The 17,518-nt window shown below is 71.0% G+C and carries 14 protein-coding genes, 1 other RNA gene and 1 pseudogene; 8 read left to right on the top strand and 8 right to left on the bottom strand.

From position 1 onward, the window contains the following. The first annotated feature begins 2 nt into the window (after positions 1 to 2). The 5 genes from ACWDR3_RS00630 (at position 3) to ACWDR3_RS00610 (ending at position 6,070) form a co-directional block, all read left to right on the top strand. Positions 3 to 1,727 (top strand): Hsp70 family protein, encoded by a 1,725-nt coding sequence (locus tag ACWDR3_RS00630; protein ID WP_450349802.1) that lies wholly within the window; start codon positions 3 to 5, stop codon positions 1,725 to 1,727. Positions 1,728 to 1,777: 50 nt separating this feature from the next. Then, positions 1,778 to 2,458 (top strand): vWA domain-containing protein, encoded by a 681-nt coding sequence (locus ACWDR3_RS00625; protein WP_450349616.1) that lies wholly within the window; start codon positions 1,778 to 1,780, stop codon positions 2,456 to 2,458. Beyond that, the gene (locus tag ACWDR3_RS00620) at positions 2,458 to 3,870 is read left to right on the top strand and encodes a hypothetical protein (RefSeq protein WP_450349614.1); all 1,413 of its coding nucleotides are present in this window, start codon (positions 2,458 to 2,460) and stop codon (positions 3,868 to 3,870) included. The genes ACWDR3_RS00625 and ACWDR3_RS00620 overlap by 1 nt, the downstream gene beginning before the upstream one ends. Continuing rightward, the gene (locus tag ACWDR3_RS00615; RefSeq protein WP_450349612.1) at positions 3,867 to 5,006 is read left to right on the top strand and encodes a serine/threonine protein kinase; all 1,140 of its coding nucleotides are present in this window, start codon (positions 3,867 to 3,869) and stop codon (positions 5,004 to 5,006) included. The genes ACWDR3_RS00620 and ACWDR3_RS00615 overlap by 4 nt, the downstream gene beginning before the upstream one ends. A 206-nt stretch (positions 5,007 to 5,212) precedes the next feature. Then, positions 5,213 to 6,070: a hypothetical protein gene (locus tag ACWDR3_RS00610; RefSeq protein WP_450349611.1), complete on the top strand. Its 858-nt coding sequence runs from the start codon at positions 5,213 to 5,215 to the stop codon at positions 6,068 to 6,070. Positions 6,071 to 6,133: 63 nt separating this feature from the next. Here the strand turns inward: ACWDR3_RS00610 and ACWDR3_RS00605 are convergent, their stop codons facing one another. The 6 genes and pseudogenes from ACWDR3_RS00605 to ACWDR3_RS00580 all read right to left on the bottom strand — a co-directional run bounded on the left by ACWDR3_RS00605 (position 6,134) and on the right by ACWDR3_RS00580 (position 12,289). Continuing rightward, the gene (locus ACWDR3_RS00605) at positions 6,134 to 6,646 is read right to left on the bottom strand and encodes a hypothetical protein (RefSeq protein ID WP_450349609.1); all 513 of its coding nucleotides are present in this window, start codon (positions 6,644 to 6,646) and stop codon (positions 6,134 to 6,136) included. 62 nt (positions 6,647 to 6,708) lie between these two features. After that, positions 6,709 to 8,463: a CHAT domain-containing protein gene (locus ACWDR3_RS00600; RefSeq protein WP_450349608.1), complete on the bottom strand. Its 1,755-nt coding sequence runs from the start codon at positions 8,461 to 8,463 to the stop codon at positions 6,709 to 6,711. Next, positions 8,460 to 9,884, bottom strand: coding sequence for a hypothetical protein (locus ACWDR3_RS00595; RefSeq protein WP_450349606.1), 1,425 nt, complete (start codon positions 9,882 to 9,884; stop codon positions 8,460 to 8,462). Before ACWDR3_RS00595 ends, ACWDR3_RS00600 begins: the two co-directional genes overlap by 4 nt. A gap of 185 nt (positions 9,885 to 10,069) precedes the next feature. Further along, an RNA gene (gene rnpB, locus ACWDR3_RS00590) (RNase P RNA component class A) lies at positions 10,070 to 10,476 on the bottom strand. 118 nt (positions 10,477 to 10,594) lie between these two features. Then, positions 10,595 to 11,374: pseudogene (locus ACWDR3_RS00585) on the bottom strand (DMT family transporter); the annotation flags it as partial. A gap of 63 nt (positions 11,375 to 11,437) precedes the next feature. Next, positions 11,438 to 12,289: an AraC family ligand binding domain-containing protein gene (locus ACWDR3_RS00580; protein ID WP_450349604.1), complete on the bottom strand. Its 852-nt coding sequence runs from the start codon at positions 12,287 to 12,289 to the stop codon at positions 11,438 to 11,440. Positions 12,290 to 12,446: 157 nt separating this feature from the next. Here ACWDR3_RS00580 and ACWDR3_RS00575 point away from each other — a divergent pair, with 157 nt between their 5' ends. Then, positions 12,447 to 13,217, top strand: a complete 771-nt coding sequence (locus tag ACWDR3_RS00575) for a MerR family transcriptional regulator (RefSeq protein WP_450349603.1) — start codon at positions 12,447 to 12,449, stop codon at positions 13,215 to 13,217. A 60-nt stretch (positions 13,218 to 13,277) separates the two neighbouring features. Here ACWDR3_RS00575 and ACWDR3_RS00570 read toward each other — a convergent pair whose 3' ends face one another. Beyond that, positions 13,278 to 14,714: an RNB domain-containing ribonuclease gene (locus ACWDR3_RS00570; protein ID WP_450349601.1), complete on the bottom strand. Its 1,437-nt coding sequence runs from the start codon at positions 14,712 to 14,714 to the stop codon at positions 13,278 to 13,280. 77 nt (positions 14,715 to 14,791) lie between these two features. Here ACWDR3_RS00570 and yaaA point away from each other — a divergent pair, with 77 nt between their 5' ends. Together yaaA and eda are read left to right on the top strand one after the other, a co-directional pair. Further along, positions 14,792 to 15,574: a peroxide stress protein YaaA gene (gene yaaA, locus ACWDR3_RS00565; RefSeq protein ID WP_450349599.1), complete on the top strand. Its 783-nt coding sequence runs from the start codon at positions 14,792 to 14,794 to the stop codon at positions 15,572 to 15,574. A gap of 86 nt (positions 15,575 to 15,660) precedes the next feature. Then, positions 15,661 to 16,281, top strand: coding sequence for a bifunctional 4-hydroxy-2-oxoglutarate aldolase/2-dehydro-3-deoxy-phosphogluconate aldolase (gene eda / locus ACWDR3_RS00560; RefSeq protein WP_450349598.1), 621 nt, complete (start codon positions 15,661 to 15,663; stop codon positions 16,279 to 16,281). Between the two features lie 13 nt (positions 16,282 to 16,294). Here eda and ACWDR3_RS00555 read toward each other — a convergent pair whose 3' ends face one another. Further along, complete coding sequence (locus tag ACWDR3_RS00555) at positions 16,295 to 17,509, bottom strand: bifunctional RNase H/acid phosphatase (RefSeq protein ID WP_450349596.1); 1,215 nt, start codon at positions 17,507 to 17,509, stop codon at positions 16,295 to 16,297. Positions 17,510 to 17,518 lie beyond the last annotated feature (9 nt).

Raw genomic sequence — 17,518 nt, 5'->3', positions numbered from 1 at the left:
GGATGGGCGACGACGCCTTCGGAATCGACTTCGGCACAACGAACAGCGTCCTGGCACGGGCGTCCGCCTCGGCCGTGGAGACGGTCCCGCTGGACGACCGCATCCCCGCGGAATGGGCGAACACGGGGCTCGATCTGGTGCTGCCCTCGGTCATGGCCTTCTCGGGCGACGCGCCCGTGTTCGGCTGGGCCGCCAAGAGCCGGCACGACGAGCGGCTGGAAGCGGTGAAACGACTGTTCGCCGCGACGGACTCGGTGTCCGTGGGCGGCCGAACGCTGCCGATCGAGACGGCCGGGGCCATGTTCTTCCGGCACATCCAGCAACGGGCCGCGGCGAGCGGCCTGACGGCGGCCCTGGACCGCGCGGTCGTGACCATCCCCGCCAACAGCCGTGGCCTGGCGCGGTACCGGACCAAACTCGCGGCAGGCCTGGCCGGGATCGAGGTGACGGCCCTGATCAACGAACCCACGGCCGCCGCCATGGCCCATGCCCGCACCATCGGCCAGGACCAGCGGATCCTGGTCTTCGACTGGGGTGGCGGCACTCTCGACGTGACCGTGCTGGAGTCGGTGGACGGCGCCTTCATCGAGCAGGCGTCCAAGGGCATCCAGCGGCTCGGCGGGATCGACGTGGACCAGTTGTTCGCGGCCGCCGTGCTTCCCCGCGTCAAAGGCTCCGCGGAGTGGCTGCCGGCCCAGCGCAACCTGTTCCGGCTCAACCTCGAACGCGCCAAGATCGAGCTCAGCCGTCAGGAGGAGACCCGGGTCGCGCTGCCCGGCGGCGGCTTCCTACGGGTCACCCGGCAGGAGTTGGAGGAGTCGATCAGGCCGCTCGTGGAGCGGACCCGTGAACCGGTCGAGGTGTGTCTGCGGGACAGCCCCGGAGCCATCGACCATCTGGTCATGGTGGGCGGCAGCTCGAAGATGCCGGTCGTCCAGCGCTTCCTGACCGAGCTGGTGCACGCGGACCCGAGCGAGGGCGTGGATCCCATGACCGCCGTCGCGGAAGGAGCCGCCGTCGCGGCCGGCATTCTCTCCGGCAGCATCACCGACCTGGACTTCTTCGTGGGTACGGAGCACGCCCTCGGAGTCATCGTCCACAACGAGCACTCCGCGCCCGAGGGAGCCTTCTCCACTCTCATCGCGCGCAACACGAAGTACCCGGCCAGGGCCACCGATTCCTACATCCCCGGGCACGACTTCCAGGAGGCCATCGAGATCGTCGTGGTGGAGGGCGACCCCGGTCGGCCGATCCGGCACGAGGACAACGTGGTCCTGAAGAACTGGACGGTCCCGCTGCCCGCGAAACGGCTCAAGCGGGAGTCCGCGTTCTCCGTGACCTACGAGTACGACATCGACGGCATCCTGCACGTCACGGTGACCGACCAGCGGACGGACGAGGTCTTCCTGCGGGACGAACTCACCTACGGCGCACGGCAGGAGCGCAGTCGGCTGCCGGAACTGCGCAGGGAGGTCGACGCGTTCATGAGCGCCTCCGCACCCGCGGACCCGGCACCCGCTCCGCCGCCCGGCCCTCTCCTGGACCCCGCCTCCACGGAGGCGATCCGCAAAGCGCGCGACAAGGTACTGCCCTTCGTCGACGACGGCGAGCGCGCCGCCATCGAGTCACTCGTCGACAAGCTGGAACGCTCCGCGGGCTCCGCCGCGGAGGAACCCGAACGCCTCGCCCTGGAAAGGGCGTTGCGCCGCCACGCCTATCTGCTGTGAGGCGGCACCACCACTCACTCGGCACGAAACAGAGACACCCAGGGGGACTCATGACATCTCAGGGATTCACCTACGCCGTCGACCTGGTCCTGGTGATCGACGCCACGGGCAGCATGGGCGGCACGATCGACCGCGTCAAAGCCGGTGCGCTGCGCTTCCACGACGAACTCGGCAAGGTCATGGCGGCCAAGGACAAGCACGTGGACGAACTGCGGGTTCGGGTCGTCGTGTTCCGGGACTACTACGCGGGCGACGAGGAGCCCCTCGTCGCCTCGGACTTCTTCGAACTGCCCGGTGAGCAGGAGAAGTACGCGCGGTTCGTCGACTCGATCGTCGCCACCGGCGGCGGTGACGAACCCGAGAACAGCCTGGAGGGACTGGTGGAGGCGATGCGCTCGCCGTGGACGACGTCGGGCACCAAGCGCCGGCACATCATCGTCATGTGGACCGACGCCAGCAGCCACCCGGTGGAGAAGAACGCCGGCCGCAAGCCGTCGAACTACCCGGTCGGCGTCCCCGCCGACTTCGACGGTCTCACGGACCTGTGGGAGGGCCAGGAGGTGATGGACGCCAACGCCAAACGGCTCGTGCTCTTCGCCCCGGACGCGTACGCCTGGACCGACATCTCCAACCACTGGGAGTCGGTGCTGCACTACGCGTCGAACGCCGGCATGGGACTGTCCGACATCGACTACGGCACCATCCTCGAAAGCATCGCGAACAGCGTCTGATGCCTCCCGCGAAGCACGAATCCGCATCCGGTACCGGGCCCGGCAAGGACCGGCCCGGTACCGCGCACCCGCGGACCGGCTACATCACCGTGTCGATCGAGAAGCGCGAGGAGCAGGGCGAGGACGCCCCGCCTCTCGCGCAGCCGGTCACCAAAGGTGCGCTCGTCGTCGGGGCCTTCGACGGCCTCGGCGGCGCCGGCGCCACCATGATCCAGACCCTCGGAGGGGCCCGCACCTCGGCCCGGGTCGCCTCCCACCTGGCGCGAGACGTCTCGCTCACCGTGCTGAAGCAGGCGTTCAACCCGGAGCTCGGACCGCCGTCGGACGCGTGGAAGGGCGGCCAGGGCCTGGGCGAGACCCTCACCGCGGCCCTGAAGCACGAGTTCCGGAAGAAGTCGGAGGAGGCCGGCAGCACGGGCAGCCGTATCCGGGGCGGTCTGATCCGTCCCCTGCCGACCACACTGGCCCTCGGACTGGTGCACTTCGTCGACGACGTGCTGACTCTGCGGATCTTCTGGGCGGGAGACTCGCGCGTGTACGTGCTCCTGCCCCACGACGGTCTGCACCAACTCACGGTCGACGACCTGAAGTCGCGCGGAGACGCCATGCGCAATCTCGTCGAGGATTCCCCGATGTCGAACCTGGTCTCGGCGGACGGCCGGTTCGAGATCAACAACAGGTCCGTGACGCCCCTGCCCTATCCCTCCGTGGTCATCGCGGCGACCGACGGCTGCTTCGGCTATCTGCGCACACCGGCGCACTTCGAGGACCTCCTGCTGTCCTCGATGCGCAGCGCCGCCGATCAGGACGGCGACTGGGGAACCTGGGGGCTGGAACTGACCCATCGTCTGCGCGGCCTCACCGGCGACGACTCGACCATGGGCATGGCCTGCCTGGGCTGGCCCTCACTGCAGGCCATGGCGGCGGACTTCACGCACCGGCAGCGACAGGTCACGGCCCTGGCGGCGACGGTCACGGAGGCGGCCGACGCGTACGCCTTCGCCCGGCGTGCCGCCGACGACGCCAAGGCGAGGTACGACGATGCCGTGAACCATCTGTGGCACGCGTACAAGCCGGGCTACGAACAGTTGACACCTCAGCCCGGGCCCCCGGTGCCGCCTCGGACCGATGCCAGGGAGGCGGGTGGCGCCTGGGACAACCAGCTCGCCGCCGGAACCGTCGGCCCGGAAGCCACCGGTTTCGGCCCCGCCGCGCCGCCCGGGATCCCGGGTCATCGGCAGGACCGGGGTGCCGCGGGCGGCGACGAGATCACCAGGCTGGCCGACCAGTTGCTGCCCGACAGGACACCGCCCACCGAGCACGACCCGCGGTCACCGTACGCAGCGGGGTCGGACCCCGGCGCGGCCGACCCTGCCCACGACCAGCGTCCCGAAGGGGGTGCGCCCTGGTGACGACCAGCACGTCGATCGCGGGTTACACACTGGAGCGGCCCTTCTCCAACGAGGGCGGCGGACAGAGCGAGTGGACCTTCGCACAGCGGAACGGCACGTCCTACTTCATCAAGCGCTTCCTCAAACCGACCTATCCGGTCGACGACGGCCCCGGCAGCCCGGCGACCAAGGCGCGCAAACGGGCACAGTGCGATCGGTTCGAGACCCACCACCGCACCGTGCAGCGCCTGCTCAACCCGCTGAGCAGCACCGGCGGCAACCTGGTCGTCACCCGGGACTTCTTCCGCCACGGGGCACGGTATTTCAAGGTGACCGACCGAGTGGACAGCACCCGGCTCTCGCTGGACCGGATCGCCCTGCTGCCGGTCGAGGACCAGGTCAGCCTGATGCTGGCGGTCAGCAACAGCGTGCACCTCCTGCATCGCAACGCGCTGGTCCACGGTGACCTGAAACCGGACAACGTACTGGTCAGCCGCAGCGGCCATACCTTCGCCACCAAACTCATCGACTTCGACAACTGCTTCGAGGCGGGAGCTCCGCCGGGACCGGGCGAGCTGGTCGGCGACCCGACCTACTACTCACCGGAGTTGATGGCCTTCATCAACGGCGACGAACCCGCCTCGGCCATCGGCCAGGCGTCCGACGTCTTCGCCCTCGCGCTGGTCTTCGCGCAGTATCTGACGGGCGCGCTGCCCACGGCCGGCCGCCCCGGCTACCTGGCGGACAACGTGCTGGGCGGGAGCGAGGTCTCGGTCGCGGCCGTGACGACGGAACGCGAACCGATCCGCGAGCTGATCGGCACGATGACGGCCGCCGCCCCGACCGACCGCCCGCCGGTCACCGCGGTCATCGAGAAGCTCAAGGAGGCCCGGCGCCGAGCCAAGGGTCTGCCGACCTCACCGCCGACGGGTACGGCCACGACCACGGGCGGAGCGACGGGACTCAGAGGCAAGGGGATCCGCAGAGGCGACACCACGGACACCGGCTCCACCACGGCCCTGCGGGGAACGGGCTTGGCATCGCCGAAGCCCGAGAAAGCAGAAGAGACGAAGAAACCGGCGAGTCCGGCCGCCACCGAACCGAAACTGAAGGGAAAGCTGCTCGACCAGACCCGAAAAAAAGCGGAGGGCTGCTGACCGGTTGGTCCTGCCGGGGATGCGGGACGCCGAACGACGCCGGCCTGGCGGCCTGCGGACGATGCGGCGCACCCCCCTTCCCCCGGCGGTCGGCAGCCTCCCCCCTGTCCCTGCCACCGTCCCCGCCGCCCTCACCCGCCACGGACCTCGGCGTCGCCACATCCGTCGACCTCGCCGTCTGGCCGGACGGTCAGGTGACCTGGGCCGTGGCGTCCCGCACCGGTGTGCACTACTCCACCGGCCAGGAGCAGGACCTCTCACTGGCTCAGGCGTGGCACCGGTTGGACACGTCCGCGGCGGACGGCGCGCACGACGTCTCGCTCGCGGTCACGGGTACGGAGGGCGCCCTGTCCTGGTCCGCGCCGGACGGTCTACGGGTCGTACGCCTCACCCGCGGCAGCCTCGACCAGCCGAGCCCGGCCCGACCGGGGCCGCTGCGTCGGCACGCCGCCCCCGCCGTGGCCTCGGCGGGCGCCCCGCTCACCGCCCTGCTCGCGGACGGTGAACTCGATCTCCTGTGGAGCCCCGACCGCCACACCGTGCTCCGACTGGACGAGCGCCCCGGCCTCCCCGCCCACCCCGAGCCACGGCCCGAACTGACGCTGCGTGGTGAGCGCCTCAAGACGCTCGACGTGGCCCTGGAGAGCCCGAAGACCGCGTGGCTGGCCGCGACGACCGAACGCGGCGCGCTCCTGCTGGCCCGCTGGGACCTTGTCTACGACGTGCACGACCCGTGGACCCACCCCCGCTGCCCGCTCCCGACGGTCAGCCGGGCGGTCGTCACCAATGTCTCCGGGGTTCCCGTCGTGCTGGCCACCTCCGGCGGGGGCCGGCTCCTGGCGTGCGACGCCCGCGACGCCGCGGCGGACCAGGCCGACTGGGAACCGGTCGACGCCCCGGCCCGCACGCCCGTTCCATCGGCCATCGAAGTCCTTGCCGCAGCCGACTGCCAGGGTGCGGCCTGGCTCGCGGTGGCGACGCACGGCCACCTGTGGTCGGCCCCATTGAGACGCACGGGACGGCGGATTACCTGCGGCGAGGCCGTCGAGGTGACCGTGGACTGAACGGGTCTCCGGCCGGTCCGCTCCGGTACGGTCCGGCCGGCTTCCTCACCACATCGGTTTCCCTCACACATGGCTGCCGCTGACGGACGAATCCGGCGGCAGCGCAGCCCAGCGTGCCGTCGCGGTGTCCCAGATCCACTGTGTGTCGTCCGGCAGGGCCGATGTGTCGAGCACCGCCAGCGCGCGGAGCGCGTCGATGAAGGCGTCCGGTGGAGGCGCGTCGTCACGGAACACGAAGACATGCCCACGCTCACCGTCCAGTACGGCGCGTGCGGCAGCACCGCCAGGCGTACCGGACGAAGCGGTCGTCGGCTGCACGGAGCTCTGCGCTCTGGCGGGCAACAGGGCCATCAGACGCTGCATGGTGACTTCGCCGGCGTGCTGGAGCATCGAGTCGAGAAAGGGTTTGAGGGGAGTGACGACCAGGACGACGAGGGCGAGCACTTCGGCGAACGACGTCATGTCACCGTCGTAGGAGCGGGGTTCTCCGCCCAGGTCGGTGACCAGCTTCACGACTTCCTCGGCTGTCGGTTCGTCCAGACCTTCCAGGTCGATCTCCACGCTGGGACGCTGCATCGGCCATACCTTTCACGCGCTCACGGATCATCCGGGGTGGCTCAGAGGTGGACGGTTGTTCGTCAGCCCGCGGTGCAGGTCCACCCCGCCCAGTGCTCCGGGGAGGTGAAGTGGGCGGGAGCGAGTCTGTGCGCACGGGGCGTCAGATCGGGGCAGTCCGCGGCCCGTTGATCGGGAGTGGAGGTACGCAGCCACGTCTGCGCCGCGGCCAGCGCGCCCGGTGGAGTCCGCCCCGGACGCAGGAGTTCGACGTGGAGGCGATGCAGAAGGAGCGCGGCCGCGTCCTCGCGGGTCTTCCAGAGCGATGCCACCACGCAGCGGGCCCCTGCCTGCAGGAGGACGCCGGGGAACCCGATCGCCTCGTCGGGCAGCGGACCGGAGGTGGCCGCGCTCTCGCAGGCGCCCAGGATCACCAGCCTCCCGCGCAGCCCGTCGACGGCCAGCAGATCGCGCACGGTGAGAGCTCTGTCGGCCAGAAGCAACGCGCTGTTCAGCGGATCGGCGCTGTCGGCGTGCCCGTGGCAGTGGAAGTGGAGGATGTCGGCTTGCGGCAACAGGCGGAGGACATCCGCCACCGTGCGGGTGACGGGCAGGACCCGCTCGGGTCCGTGCAGTCGAGTGAGGGCCGCGGCCTGGCGGTCCGCCCATCGCAGGTCCGGCATGCGCCTTCCGCCGTATTCGGCCGCGGTGGGAACGGCGGCGATGAGCAGCCTGCCGGAACCGGCGGCCGAGCCGCCGTCCGCGGGCCGACCTGCGTGCAGCAGGGTGCGCGCACTGGGGGCATGCCGGACGGCCGGGACCGACGCGCCACCAGGATCTCGGTCACGGAACGCCTGCCCGAGGGCTGTGGTGAGGGGCAGCAGCGACATCGGTCCCGCCCCGACCACCGTGACCGTCCCCGCGCCGCTCGGTGGAAGGGGGACGGCACGCAGTGAGTCGGTGAGATCCGAGAGCGCGGGAACGAGTGGGCGGGCCAGCAGACCGCTGCTTCTGGCCGTGCGCAGCGCTTCCGAGAGCAGACCCGTGTCCCGACGGGTCAGGGCGGGCAGCTCGACGGCCACCGGATGCTCTTCCGCACCGATCACCACGGCCAGGCCTCCTGCCTGGGCAGCGGCCAGGTAGACGAGCGGTCCACAGAGCCGGGCGGTCCGGCGCAGCGACTCGACGGTCGGCACCGGACCGAGGAACCCCGCGTCGTCGGCGCCGCCGAGAACGCCGGCGGCCAAACGGGCCTCGATGCCGCGAAGGCGCGCGTACGCGGCGACGAGCGGGTCCCCTGTCCTGACCGCGAAGGAAGCGCCGCCGAGCACGACCGGGGGCGGCGCCGGAGGCGCGTCGCAGTCCGCCTGTGCTCGGAGCAGGTCCGCCAGTGCGCCCTGTGCGTCCAAGTACTCGGCGAGCAAGGCCTCCTGACCGAGAGTTCGCAGGGCGGCTGTCGCCGTAGGACCGATGCCGCCCACCATGCGGCCCAGCAGCAGGGCCCGCCCGCACTCCAGCGCGCGGGCCGCCTGCCAGGGGCGTCCGGCTCGGTTCTGGTGCCAAGCCGTCTCGGCCGCGAGCCCTTCTTCGGCGCGCAGCAGATCTGCTCGGGACGCCGAGCGCGTCCGTGCGTCGAAGGCCTGCGCCAGACCGGTCAGTTGGTGCCACGAGGCATCCGCGGCGGCCTGCGGATCGGTATCCGTCAATGCGTGCCCCGTGTAGGCGATGTCCAGCCCGCGCCACGACGCACCCGCCGCCCAGGCACGGTTCTCCTCGGCGGCAGCCCGCATGGCTTCGTGAGCCGTGGTCGGGAGGTGCCGTCTGCGCCCGAACCTCACGACGCCTCCTCATGGCCGAGTCGCCGCAGCCCGTCCAGCACCTGAGCCAGGTAGGAGAGGGCGACCCGGCGCCAGTCGTACGCGTCCGGGTCGCGCAGGACGCCGTCCAACTCGCCACGGGCCGCCCGCAGATCACGGACAGCCTCGGTGACGGACAACTGCCCGTTGTCGATCCCCCATTCCGCCCGTTCCAGCAGTACGTGCACCAGACCCAGACGGCTGTGCACGAGATCCCCGCCACGCGAGCCGGGCCAACGGCGCCCGTGGGGCAGCAGTTCGGTCAGCCGCCGGACTTCTGTGTCCAGCGTGCCGCGAACGAACTCCGCGTCCACCTCACCGAGTTCGAAGCGCAGAACCGCGGACCGGCAGCCGACTCGGGCGAGTTTGACGACGCGAGTGTCATACGTCCTCTCCTCACCCGTCAGCTCCAGGGCCCGCCGGTAGTGCCGCACGGCGGCGTCCACATGCCCCAACTGCGCACGGCGGGTGTCGGGGGCGGCCGGCACCCCGGTGAACGGACTGTCCGGCCCCTGTCCGCGTGCGATCACCTCCTCCAGCAACGCCGTTTCGTGATCGCCGCGCAGTTCGGCGGCGATGGCCCGCACGATGGACAGACCCGCACCGCTGTGTTCCAGGAACTCCAACGCCTGGTCGAACCCGCTCCGGTCCGCGTGCAGTTCGGCGTAGGCCTCGAACACCTGGAAGAGTTCGTGCCCCAACAGGGGCCAGAAATCGGGATCGTTGCGCAGCGCCTCGATCTCCTGCCTGACCATGCGGTCGGCCTCCGCCTGGTGCTCGTCTCCGTCCCGATAGGAGAGAGCGAGGTGGGCGTGCACATAATTGAGGCGCAGGAAATGCCGTTCCAGGCGCGGAATCCGGGGATCCCGCATCGCTTCGACACAGATCCTGGCCATCGCCCGGGCGTGCTGCGTCCCGGCGGGCTGAACGAGGGTATGCCTCATCTGGATGTACAGGGCCTTGGGCGTGACAGCGCGCCGCAGATACGCCGCGGCGCACCCCACGCCGGCGACGACGCCGATCACCACGGAGGGCACGGGGCCCAAGCGCATGACGTACGAGCAGAGCAGACCCGCCGTCGCACCCGGAGCCAGGCCCCAGACGGCGGCGGCCAGCCTCGCCCGGCCGTCCCCGCGGAAGTCGGTCTGGGCACGAACGCGCATCACCAGCAGGAACCCGGCCGACCACAGGACGGCGAGTACGACGGCGGCGACGAACGCCACGGATACCCCCGCCCCGTTGACGAACAGGGTCGCGAAGAACGCCGTGGCCAGCAGAACCGGCAAGGCCACCAGCCCGGCACAGGCCCTACGACGGCGACCGACAGCGTCCGCCGCCTCCCGCGTACGGTCAACCCCCTCGTCCGCCCCGTCCGGGTCTCCGCCCTTCATCCATATCTGCATGTATGTCCCCCGCTGGCAAAGACGACATACGGGTATGTGCCGTTCCCCCGACCCACCCCGACCCGGAGCACGCCAGAAACGCACGCTCCGCACGCGCGCCCCCGCGCGCCTGCAAGACGTCAAAAGCCAGAGCCCCGGGCGCCCGGAGGAGCCAGCTGCGCGAGTCACAGCAGAATGGAAAGCGGCAGACGAGTCGGGCTATACGCCGGGTTCTGTCACCCAACCGCCTCGCGGCGGCCGGGGCGACGGCCATCCATCTACGACCGACGTTGCCGTCGGCCTCCTGCGGTCTACCCGTGGACTCGGGCGAGCAGCCCTCGAACGTCCGCGCAGAGCACGTTTTACGGCGCTCCTTTTGACCTTGCTCCAGGTGGGGTTTACCTAGCCGCCTGAGTCACCTCAGGCGCTGGTGGTCTCTTACACCACCGTTTCACCCTTACCCGGCGCCGAAGCGCCGGGCGGTCTGTTTTCTGTGGCACTGTCCCGCGGGTCACCCCGGGTGGCCGTTAGCCACCACCCTGCTCTGTGGAGCCCGGACGTTCCTCGGGAAGCCCCCGTCAAGGGGACTCCACGCGGCCGTCCGCCCGGCTCGTCTGCCGTGTCGACCATGCTACCGGGCGTGTGCCCATGCGCGGACCGGAGGACGCTGTGGCCAGGATCGAGCCCGCGAGGATCAGGGTGAAGGCCGTTGCGATGCCCAGGGTGAACGCCTCGTTCAAGAAGAGCGCTCCCGCCGCCACCGCCACCGCCGGGTTCACGTACGTGATCACCGTGGACCGCGTCGGGCCTACCTCCTTGATCAGTTCCAGGAACGCCACGAACGCCACCGCCGTGCAGATCACGCCCAGGCCCGCCAGCGACGCCAGCACCGACGCGGAGGGGACGGTCGACGGCCATGTCATCGCCGCCGCCGGCGCGTAGACCAACGCCGCCAACGCCAGGCACGGGGCCGTCAGTTGGAGCGTCGGGACGTCCTTCAGGTAGCGGGCCGCGATCAGCGGTGCCGTCGCGTAGCCCAGGACCGTCACGAAGACCTCCGCCAGGGAGCGCGCGTCGCCGCCCGTGAGGTGCGGGACCGTCAGGACTCCTACGCCCGCCAGGCCCAGGCCCAGGCCCGTCACCCGCCTCGCACCCAAGCGTTCCGTGTCTCCGAAGGAGCGCGCCAGCACTACGCCGACGATCGGGACGCCCGCGATCAGCAGACCCGCCGTCGAGCTCGACAAGTGGCGTTCCGCGTCCGTCAGTGTGAACCACGGGCCGATGATCTCGATGCACGCGAAGGCCAGCATCGGCAGCCAGTGGGAGCGGACCGTTCGGATCAGGCCGCCGCCTCGCAGGGCGAAGGGGAACAGGAGAAGCGCGCCCAGGGCGCAGCGCGTGAAGACGACCATCGACGGGGAGAGGTCATCCACCGCCACCTTGATCATCAGGTAGGGGATGCCCCAGATGACGCCCATGAGGGAGAACAGGAACCAGCCGCGTGCAGTCATGGAGGGAGCATGCGTCCGCTCAGCGCCTCCCGTCTTGAACGCTATTGCGGTACGCCGCCGGCGTCACGCCCTGGGCACGCGGCGTCCCCCCTCAACGCCCCCGCCCAAAACGCTGCTCCGATAAACCGCCGGCGTCACCCCCAGCACCCGCCGGAACCACCGCGTCAGATGCGCCTGGTCCGCGAACCCCACCAGCGGAGCCACCTCCGCGGGCCGCAGACCCGTATCCAGCAACCGACGCGCCCTGGCCACCCTGTGCTGCGCCAGCCAGGCGTACGGCGGCACCCCCGTCGCCGTACGGAAAGCCCGGAGGAGTTGGTAGCGGGACAGGCCCAGATCGCCCGCCAGGGCGGCGAGGGACGGGGGTTCCAGGAGCTCGTCGGCCAGGCGGTCCCGTACCGCTCGGGCTATGGCGTCCGCGCCCGGGACCTGGTCGCAGGTCGGGCGGGACGTGGAGTGGCGGCGGGACAGGGCCGTGAGGAGCCAAGGGAGGCGGGACTCCGCCTCCAGGGGGTCGGGGCACGTGCTCAGCTCGGAGTGGGTCAGCAGCAACGCGGACGCCAGTTCCGGGTCGTCCAGCAACGGCTCGCGGAAGTGCGGGACGCCTCCCACCGTGCCCTCCGTCAGCAGCGTCGGCTCGGCGTACAGGGCCCGGTACGCGTAGCCGTCGGTCGCGCTGCCGGGGCCGCCCGTGTGGATCTCGCCGGGGGCCAGGACGACGATCGAGCCGGGGCCGGTGCGGATGTGGCCGCCTCGGTAGTCGATCAGTTCGGAGCCGTCCACGCAGACACCGATCGTGAACTCGTCGTGCGCGTGCGGGGAGTACACGTGCTTGTCGAAGCGGGCGGTCAGGAGGTGGAGTGCAGGGCCGCAGCGGCCCAGGCGCGCCTTCGTCCACAGAGCCTCTTCGGCCATCGCCCCGCACCCCCTCGTACGTCGGCCCCCGTCGGCCCCATTCACTCCTACAGAGGCAACGCCTTCAAGCCCTTTTCCATGCCTCACCCCCACACCGTCCCAAGGGGCCGGCGCCGTCGCTTGACCCTCCCGCAACGTCAACGTTTCTACTGGTCCCATGCGGATCGGAGAACTCGCCGCCACCGTCGGCGTCACCACGCGGGCCGTGCGGCACTACCACCATCAGGGGCTGCTGCCCGAGCCCGAGCGGCTGTCGAACGGCTACCGGCAGTACACGCTCCGCCACGCCGTCGTGCTGGCGCGGATCCGACGGCTCACCGAGCTGGGGCTCGGTCTCGCCGAGGTGCGGGACGTGCTCGCCGAGGACGCCGGGAAGGATCTGGCCGAGGTGCTCACCGAGCTGGACGAGGACCTCGCCCGGCAGGAGGCGGCGATCCGGGAGCGGCGGTCGCGCTTGCGGGCGTTGTTGGACGCGGAGGGCGGGCTGTCCGCCGACGCGCCCGTCTCGCCCGAACTGGCCGCGCTGTTCGAGCGTACGGCGCACCGCTCCGACTCCCCCATGGCCGCCAAGGACCGCGAGGTCCTCGCCCTGGTCGAGACCGCCGCGACCCCCGAGGACCGGGAGCGGCTGCTCGCGGCGATGGGTGTCGTCGCCGGATCGCCGGAGACCGTGGCCAAGGCCCATGAGGCGTACGCGCTGCTCGACCGGCTCGTCGACGCCGATCCCGGCGATCCCCGGGTGGAGACCGCGGCCCGGCTGCTCGCCGAGTGCACCCCACCGCAACTGCTCCCGGACTCCGGCCCCCTCGACCACGACAACAGCTTCCTGCGCGCCTTCTACGCCGACTTCGCCCCGGCCCAGGCCGCCGCGATCCGCCGCGCCCTGCGCATCCTCGCCGAGGAACGACCGACGGAGGAACAGTCGTGACGACGACAGCCTTCGTGCGCCTGATCAAGCGAGCCGTCGAACGGACCCTCCAGTAGACCGTCACGCCGGCACGAACAGCACCTTCGCAGCCGCTCCTGGGTCGGCTCGGCTGAGCCGCACCCGCAGCCGTTCCCCCAGCGGCAGTTGGTCCCCTTCAATACGGCCAATGATCGCCAGCGATTCCAACTGCACTGTCCCGACACCGGACTTGTGCTCGTCGAGTTCCACGACCACCGCGTCGAAGAGCTCCCCCACCCGGTCCTTCAGCAGGGCCGCCTCGACGATGTCCACGCAGGCCCGTTCGACCGCGCCCGCGCGTCTCGTCCCGTCGGCCATCTCCTTCGGGAGCGCGTCCAGCGCAGTCAGGACCCAGTCCGGTACGTCCGCCCCCGCGACCACGGCCAGGCAGATCTCGGCGGCGTAGCGGTCGACCAGGCGGCGGAGGGGCGCTGTGCAGTGGGCGTAGGGGGCCGCTACCGCCGCGTGCGTGGTGATCGGCGGCAGCACTCCGTCCCGGAAGACCGTGTAGCCGGCGCCGCGCAGCAGGGTCGTGCACTCCTGGAGGAAGGCCGCGTGGTCGGGGCGGTGCGGGTCGAGGGAGCGGACGAGATGCGCGTACGAGACGTGGTGCGGCCAGTCGATGTGCAGGGCGCGCGCGGTGCGGCGCAGGCGGCCGACGGCGCCGTCGGGGGCGGCCGGGAGCGTGCGCAGGACGCCGGTGCCGTGGGTGAGCATCAGGTCGGCCGCCGCCATGCCGGTGAGCAGGGAGATCTGCGCGTTCCAGGCGTCGGCGGGGAGCGGAGCGCGGTACGTCAGCTCGTACGCGTGGTCCCTCTCGACGATCTCCTGTTCCGGCACGTTGAGCGAGATGCCGCCGCGCTCGACCTCCAGTGCCTCCCGCAGTCCCCCGATCTCCTTCAGCAGCGCGAGGGGTTCCTCGGCCGTGCCGTCGTCGATCCGCCGCTGCACGCCCGCGTAGTCGAGCTTGGCGCGGCTGCGGACCAGGGCCCGGCGGACGTCGACGGCGACCGTACGGCCGTCCGCGTCGAGGTCGATCGTCCACAGCGCGGCCGGGCAGGTCTGGTCCGGCAGCAGGCTCGCGATGCCCTCGCTCAGCACGGTCGGGTGCAGCGGGACCTTCTCGTCGGGGAAGTAGAGGGTCGTCACGCGCCGGTGCGCCTCCAGGTCCAGCGGCGCGCCGGGTACGACGAAGGCGGCGACGTCGGCGATGGCGTACCGGACGCGGTAGCCGCCGGGCCGGCGGCTGAGGTGCATCGCCTGGTCGAGGTCGGTGGAGGTGGGCGGGTCGATCGTGAACAGGGGGATGTCGGTGGCGTCGTACGACGGCAGCACGGGAGCCTTCGCGGCCCGCTCGGCCTCGGCGAGGGCCTCGGGCGGGTAGCTCTCGGGCACCTCAAGTTCGGCGCGCAGGGCGGTGAGGGCCGCCCGGAGGGGGGCTTCGGGGGCGCCGGTCACGCGGATGTGGCGGCTGGGCATGTAGCGAGCGTAGGTCCCGGTTCGCCGAGTGGCACGCCGTACGCTGTCCCGGAGCTCAACCGAAGGAGACCGATCCCGTGCTCGTCCTGCTGCCGCCCTCCGAAGGCAAGGCGTCCTTTGGCCGTGGTACCCCGCTGAAGCTGGAGTCGCTGTCGCTGCCGGGGCTCTCCGACGCCCGCGCGGCCGTGCTCGACGAGCTGGTCGAACTCTGCGCCGCCGACGAGGAGAAGGCGCGCGAGGTACTCGGGCTGACCGAGGGCCTGCGCGGCGAGATCGCGAAGAACCTCGAACTGCGCACGGCCGCCGCCCGCCCCGCCGGGGAGATCTATACGGGGGTGCTGTACGACGCCCTCGACCTGGCCACGCTGGACACCGCCGCGAAGAGGCGGGCCGCGCGGTCGCTGCTCGTCTTCTCGGGACTGTGGGGCGCGGTCCGCGTCACCGACCGCATCCCCTCCTACCGCTGCTCGATGGGCGTGAAACTGCCGGGACTCGGAGCGCTGGGCGCGCACTGGCGGGCGCCGATGGCCGAGGTCCTGCCGGAGGCCGCGGGCGACGGGCTCGTCCTTGACCTACGGTCCTCCGCGTACGCCGCTGCCTGGAAGCCGAAGGGCGAGCTGGCCACGCGAACGGCGAGCGTACGGGTGCTGCACGCGCCGACCCGGAAGGTCGTCAGCCACTTCAACAAGGCGACCAAGGGGCGGATCGTACGGAGTCTGCTGTCGGCCGGGGTGGCGCCGAAGGGGCCGGCCGAGCTGGTCGAGGCGTTGCGGGATCTGGGGTATGTGGTGGAGGGGGAGGCGCCTGCGCGGGGTGGGCAGGCGTGGTCGTTGGATGTGTTGGTGGACGAGATTCACTGACGGCGCATTGACGGGCGTCGCGGTACGCGTTGCAGTGCGCGCAACACCCTTTGCGCACACTGCATCACCCCGGCAGGATGAGCGGCATGCCCACGTCTGTACTCGACCTTGCCCCTGTCGTCCCCGTCGTCGTCCTCGATGACGTCGCCGATGCCGTTCCGCTCGCGCGGGCGCTGGTCGCCGGTGGGCTGCCCGCGATCGAGGTGACGTTGCGGACGCCAGTCGCGCTGGACGCGATCCGGGCGATCGCCGGGGCGGTGCCGGACGCGGTCGTCGGAGCCGGGACCGTCATCACGCCGGCTCAGGTGACGGAGTCGGTGGCTGCGGGGGCGCGTTTTCTGGTCAGCCCGGGCTGGACGGACGTACTGCTGGAGGCGATGCGGGCGTCCGGGGTGCCGTATCTGCCGGGGGTGTCGACGACCTCGGAGGTCGTGGCGCTGCTGGAGCGCGGGGTGCGGGAGATGAAGTTCTTCCCGGCGGAGGCGGCGGGTGGGACGGCGTACCTGAAGTCGCTTGCGGGGCCGTTGCCGCAGGCGCGGTTCTGTCCGACCGGTGGGATCGGTGCCGGCAACGCGTCCGCGTATTTGGAGCTGCCCAACGTCGGCTGTGTGGGCGGGACTTGGATGATTCCGGGGGATGCGGTGGCCGCCGGGGACTGGGGGCGGGTCGAGCAACTGGCCCGGGAGGCCGCCGGCCTACGTGCGTAGGGCTCGGGCGGGCTTACGGGCGTAGGTGTGACGTGTCGTTGAAGAGCCGTACGCTCGCGTTGCCGTCCGCGAAGTACGCCACCGCCGAGAGGGCCGCGGCCGAGAGTTCCATGCGGAACAGAGCCTCCGGCGGGGCGCCCAGGGCCAGGCGTACGAAGGTCTTGATCGGCGTGACGTGGCTGACCAGGAGGACCGTGCGACCCGCGTAGGCCGCGACCAACTTGTCGCGGGTGGCGGCGATTCGGGTACCCGTCGCTGCGAAACTCTCGCCGCCGCCTGTTGGTTGGGCCTCCGGGTCGGCCAACCACGTTGTCAGGTCGTCCGGGTAGCGTTCGCGGACTTCTCCGAAGGTGAGGCCTTCCCACGCGCCGAAGTCTGTTTCGCGTAGGCCTTCGTCGATGGTCACGTCGAGGCCGAGGTGGGTGGCGACGATGGCTGCGGTTTCGCGGGTGCGGGTTAGGGGGGACGCGATGATGGCCTGGATCGTGCCGCGTTTGGCCAGGGCCGCGCCGGCTCGCTCCGCTTGGTCGCGGCCTACGTCGGAGAGGGACGGGTCGGTGCCGCCGCTGCCCGAGAAGCGCTTTTGGGGAGTCAGCGGGGTTTCGCCGTGGCGGAGTAGGACGAAGGTGGCGGGGGCGCCCATGTCTGGGGACGAGCCCCAACCGACTGTGGGTTGAGGTGTCGTCGCCAGATTGCGCGCGGCGCGGGTTTCGGCAGTTGTGACGGTGCCAGCCGGTGGGGGCTGGTCGCGCAGTTCCCCGCGCCCCTTAAGAGGCATGTCCAAGTCGGCACCGGACGTCGAAGCCGACCATTGCTCGCCCCGCTTCCCCGCATCCATCGCCTCGTTCGCCAAGCGGTCCGCGTGCTTGTTCTGCTCTCTCGGGATCCACTCGTACGTCACCCGGTCCGGCGGGAAGACGGTCGCTGCCTCCGCCGCCAGCGGCTTCATGTCCGGGTGTTTGATCTTCCAGCGGCCCGACATCTGCTCGACGACGAGCTTGGAGTCCATGCGGACGTGGACGGAGGCAGAGGGATCGAGGGTGTGGGCCGTGCGGAGGCCCGCCAACAGGCCCCGGTACTCGGCGACGTTGTTCGTGGCGACGCCGATGTACTCCGCCGCCTCCATCAACGTCTCGCCCGTCGCCGCATCCAGCACCACGGAACCGTAGCCCGCCGGTCCCGGGTTGCCCCGGGAGCCGCCGTCGGCCTCGATGATGAACTCCCGCACGTCCAGGGC

This window comes from Streptomyces sp. NPDC001002, from assembly GCF_053599215.1.
Note: the sequence above shows the minus strand (reverse complement) of the source record. Positions and strands in the feature narration are given on the sequence as shown.

Excerpts from the sequence above, each read along its gene's own strand:
- ACWDR3_RS00575 (WP_450349603.1), top strand. The coding sequence starts at position 12,447 with ATGCGGATCGGAGAACTCGCCGCCACCGTCGGCGTCACCACGCGGGCC.
- ACWDR3_RS00605 (WP_450349609.1), bottom strand. The coding sequence starts at position 6,646 with ATGCAGCGTCCCAGCGTGGAGATCGACCTGGAAGGTCTGGACGAACCG.
- ACWDR3_RS00580 (WP_450349604.1), bottom strand. The coding sequence starts at position 12,289 with ATGGCCGAAGAGGCTCTGTGGACGAAGGCGCGCCTGGGCCGCTGCGGC.
- ACWDR3_RS00595 (WP_450349606.1), bottom strand. The coding sequence starts at position 9,884 with ATGCAGATATGGATGAAGGGCGGAGACCCGGACGGGGCGGACGAGGGG.
- ACWDR3_RS00625 (WP_450349616.1), top strand. The coding sequence starts at position 1,778 with ATGACATCTCAGGGATTCACCTACGCCGTCGACCTGGTCCTGGTGATC.
- eda (WP_450349598.1), top strand. The coding sequence starts at position 15,661 with ATGCCCACGTCTGTACTCGACCTTGCCCCTGTCGTCCCCGTCGTCGTC.
- ACWDR3_RS00630 (WP_450349802.1), top strand. The coding sequence starts at position 3 with ATGGGCGACGACGCCTTCGGAATCGACTTCGGCACAACGAACAGCGTC.
- ACWDR3_RS00620 (WP_450349614.1), top strand. The coding sequence starts at position 2,458 with ATGCCTCCCGCGAAGCACGAATCCGCATCCGGTACCGGGCCCGGCAAG.
- ACWDR3_RS00570 (WP_450349601.1), bottom strand. The coding sequence starts at position 14,714 with ATGCCCAGCCGCCACATCCGCGTGACCGGCGCCCCCGAAGCCCCCCTC.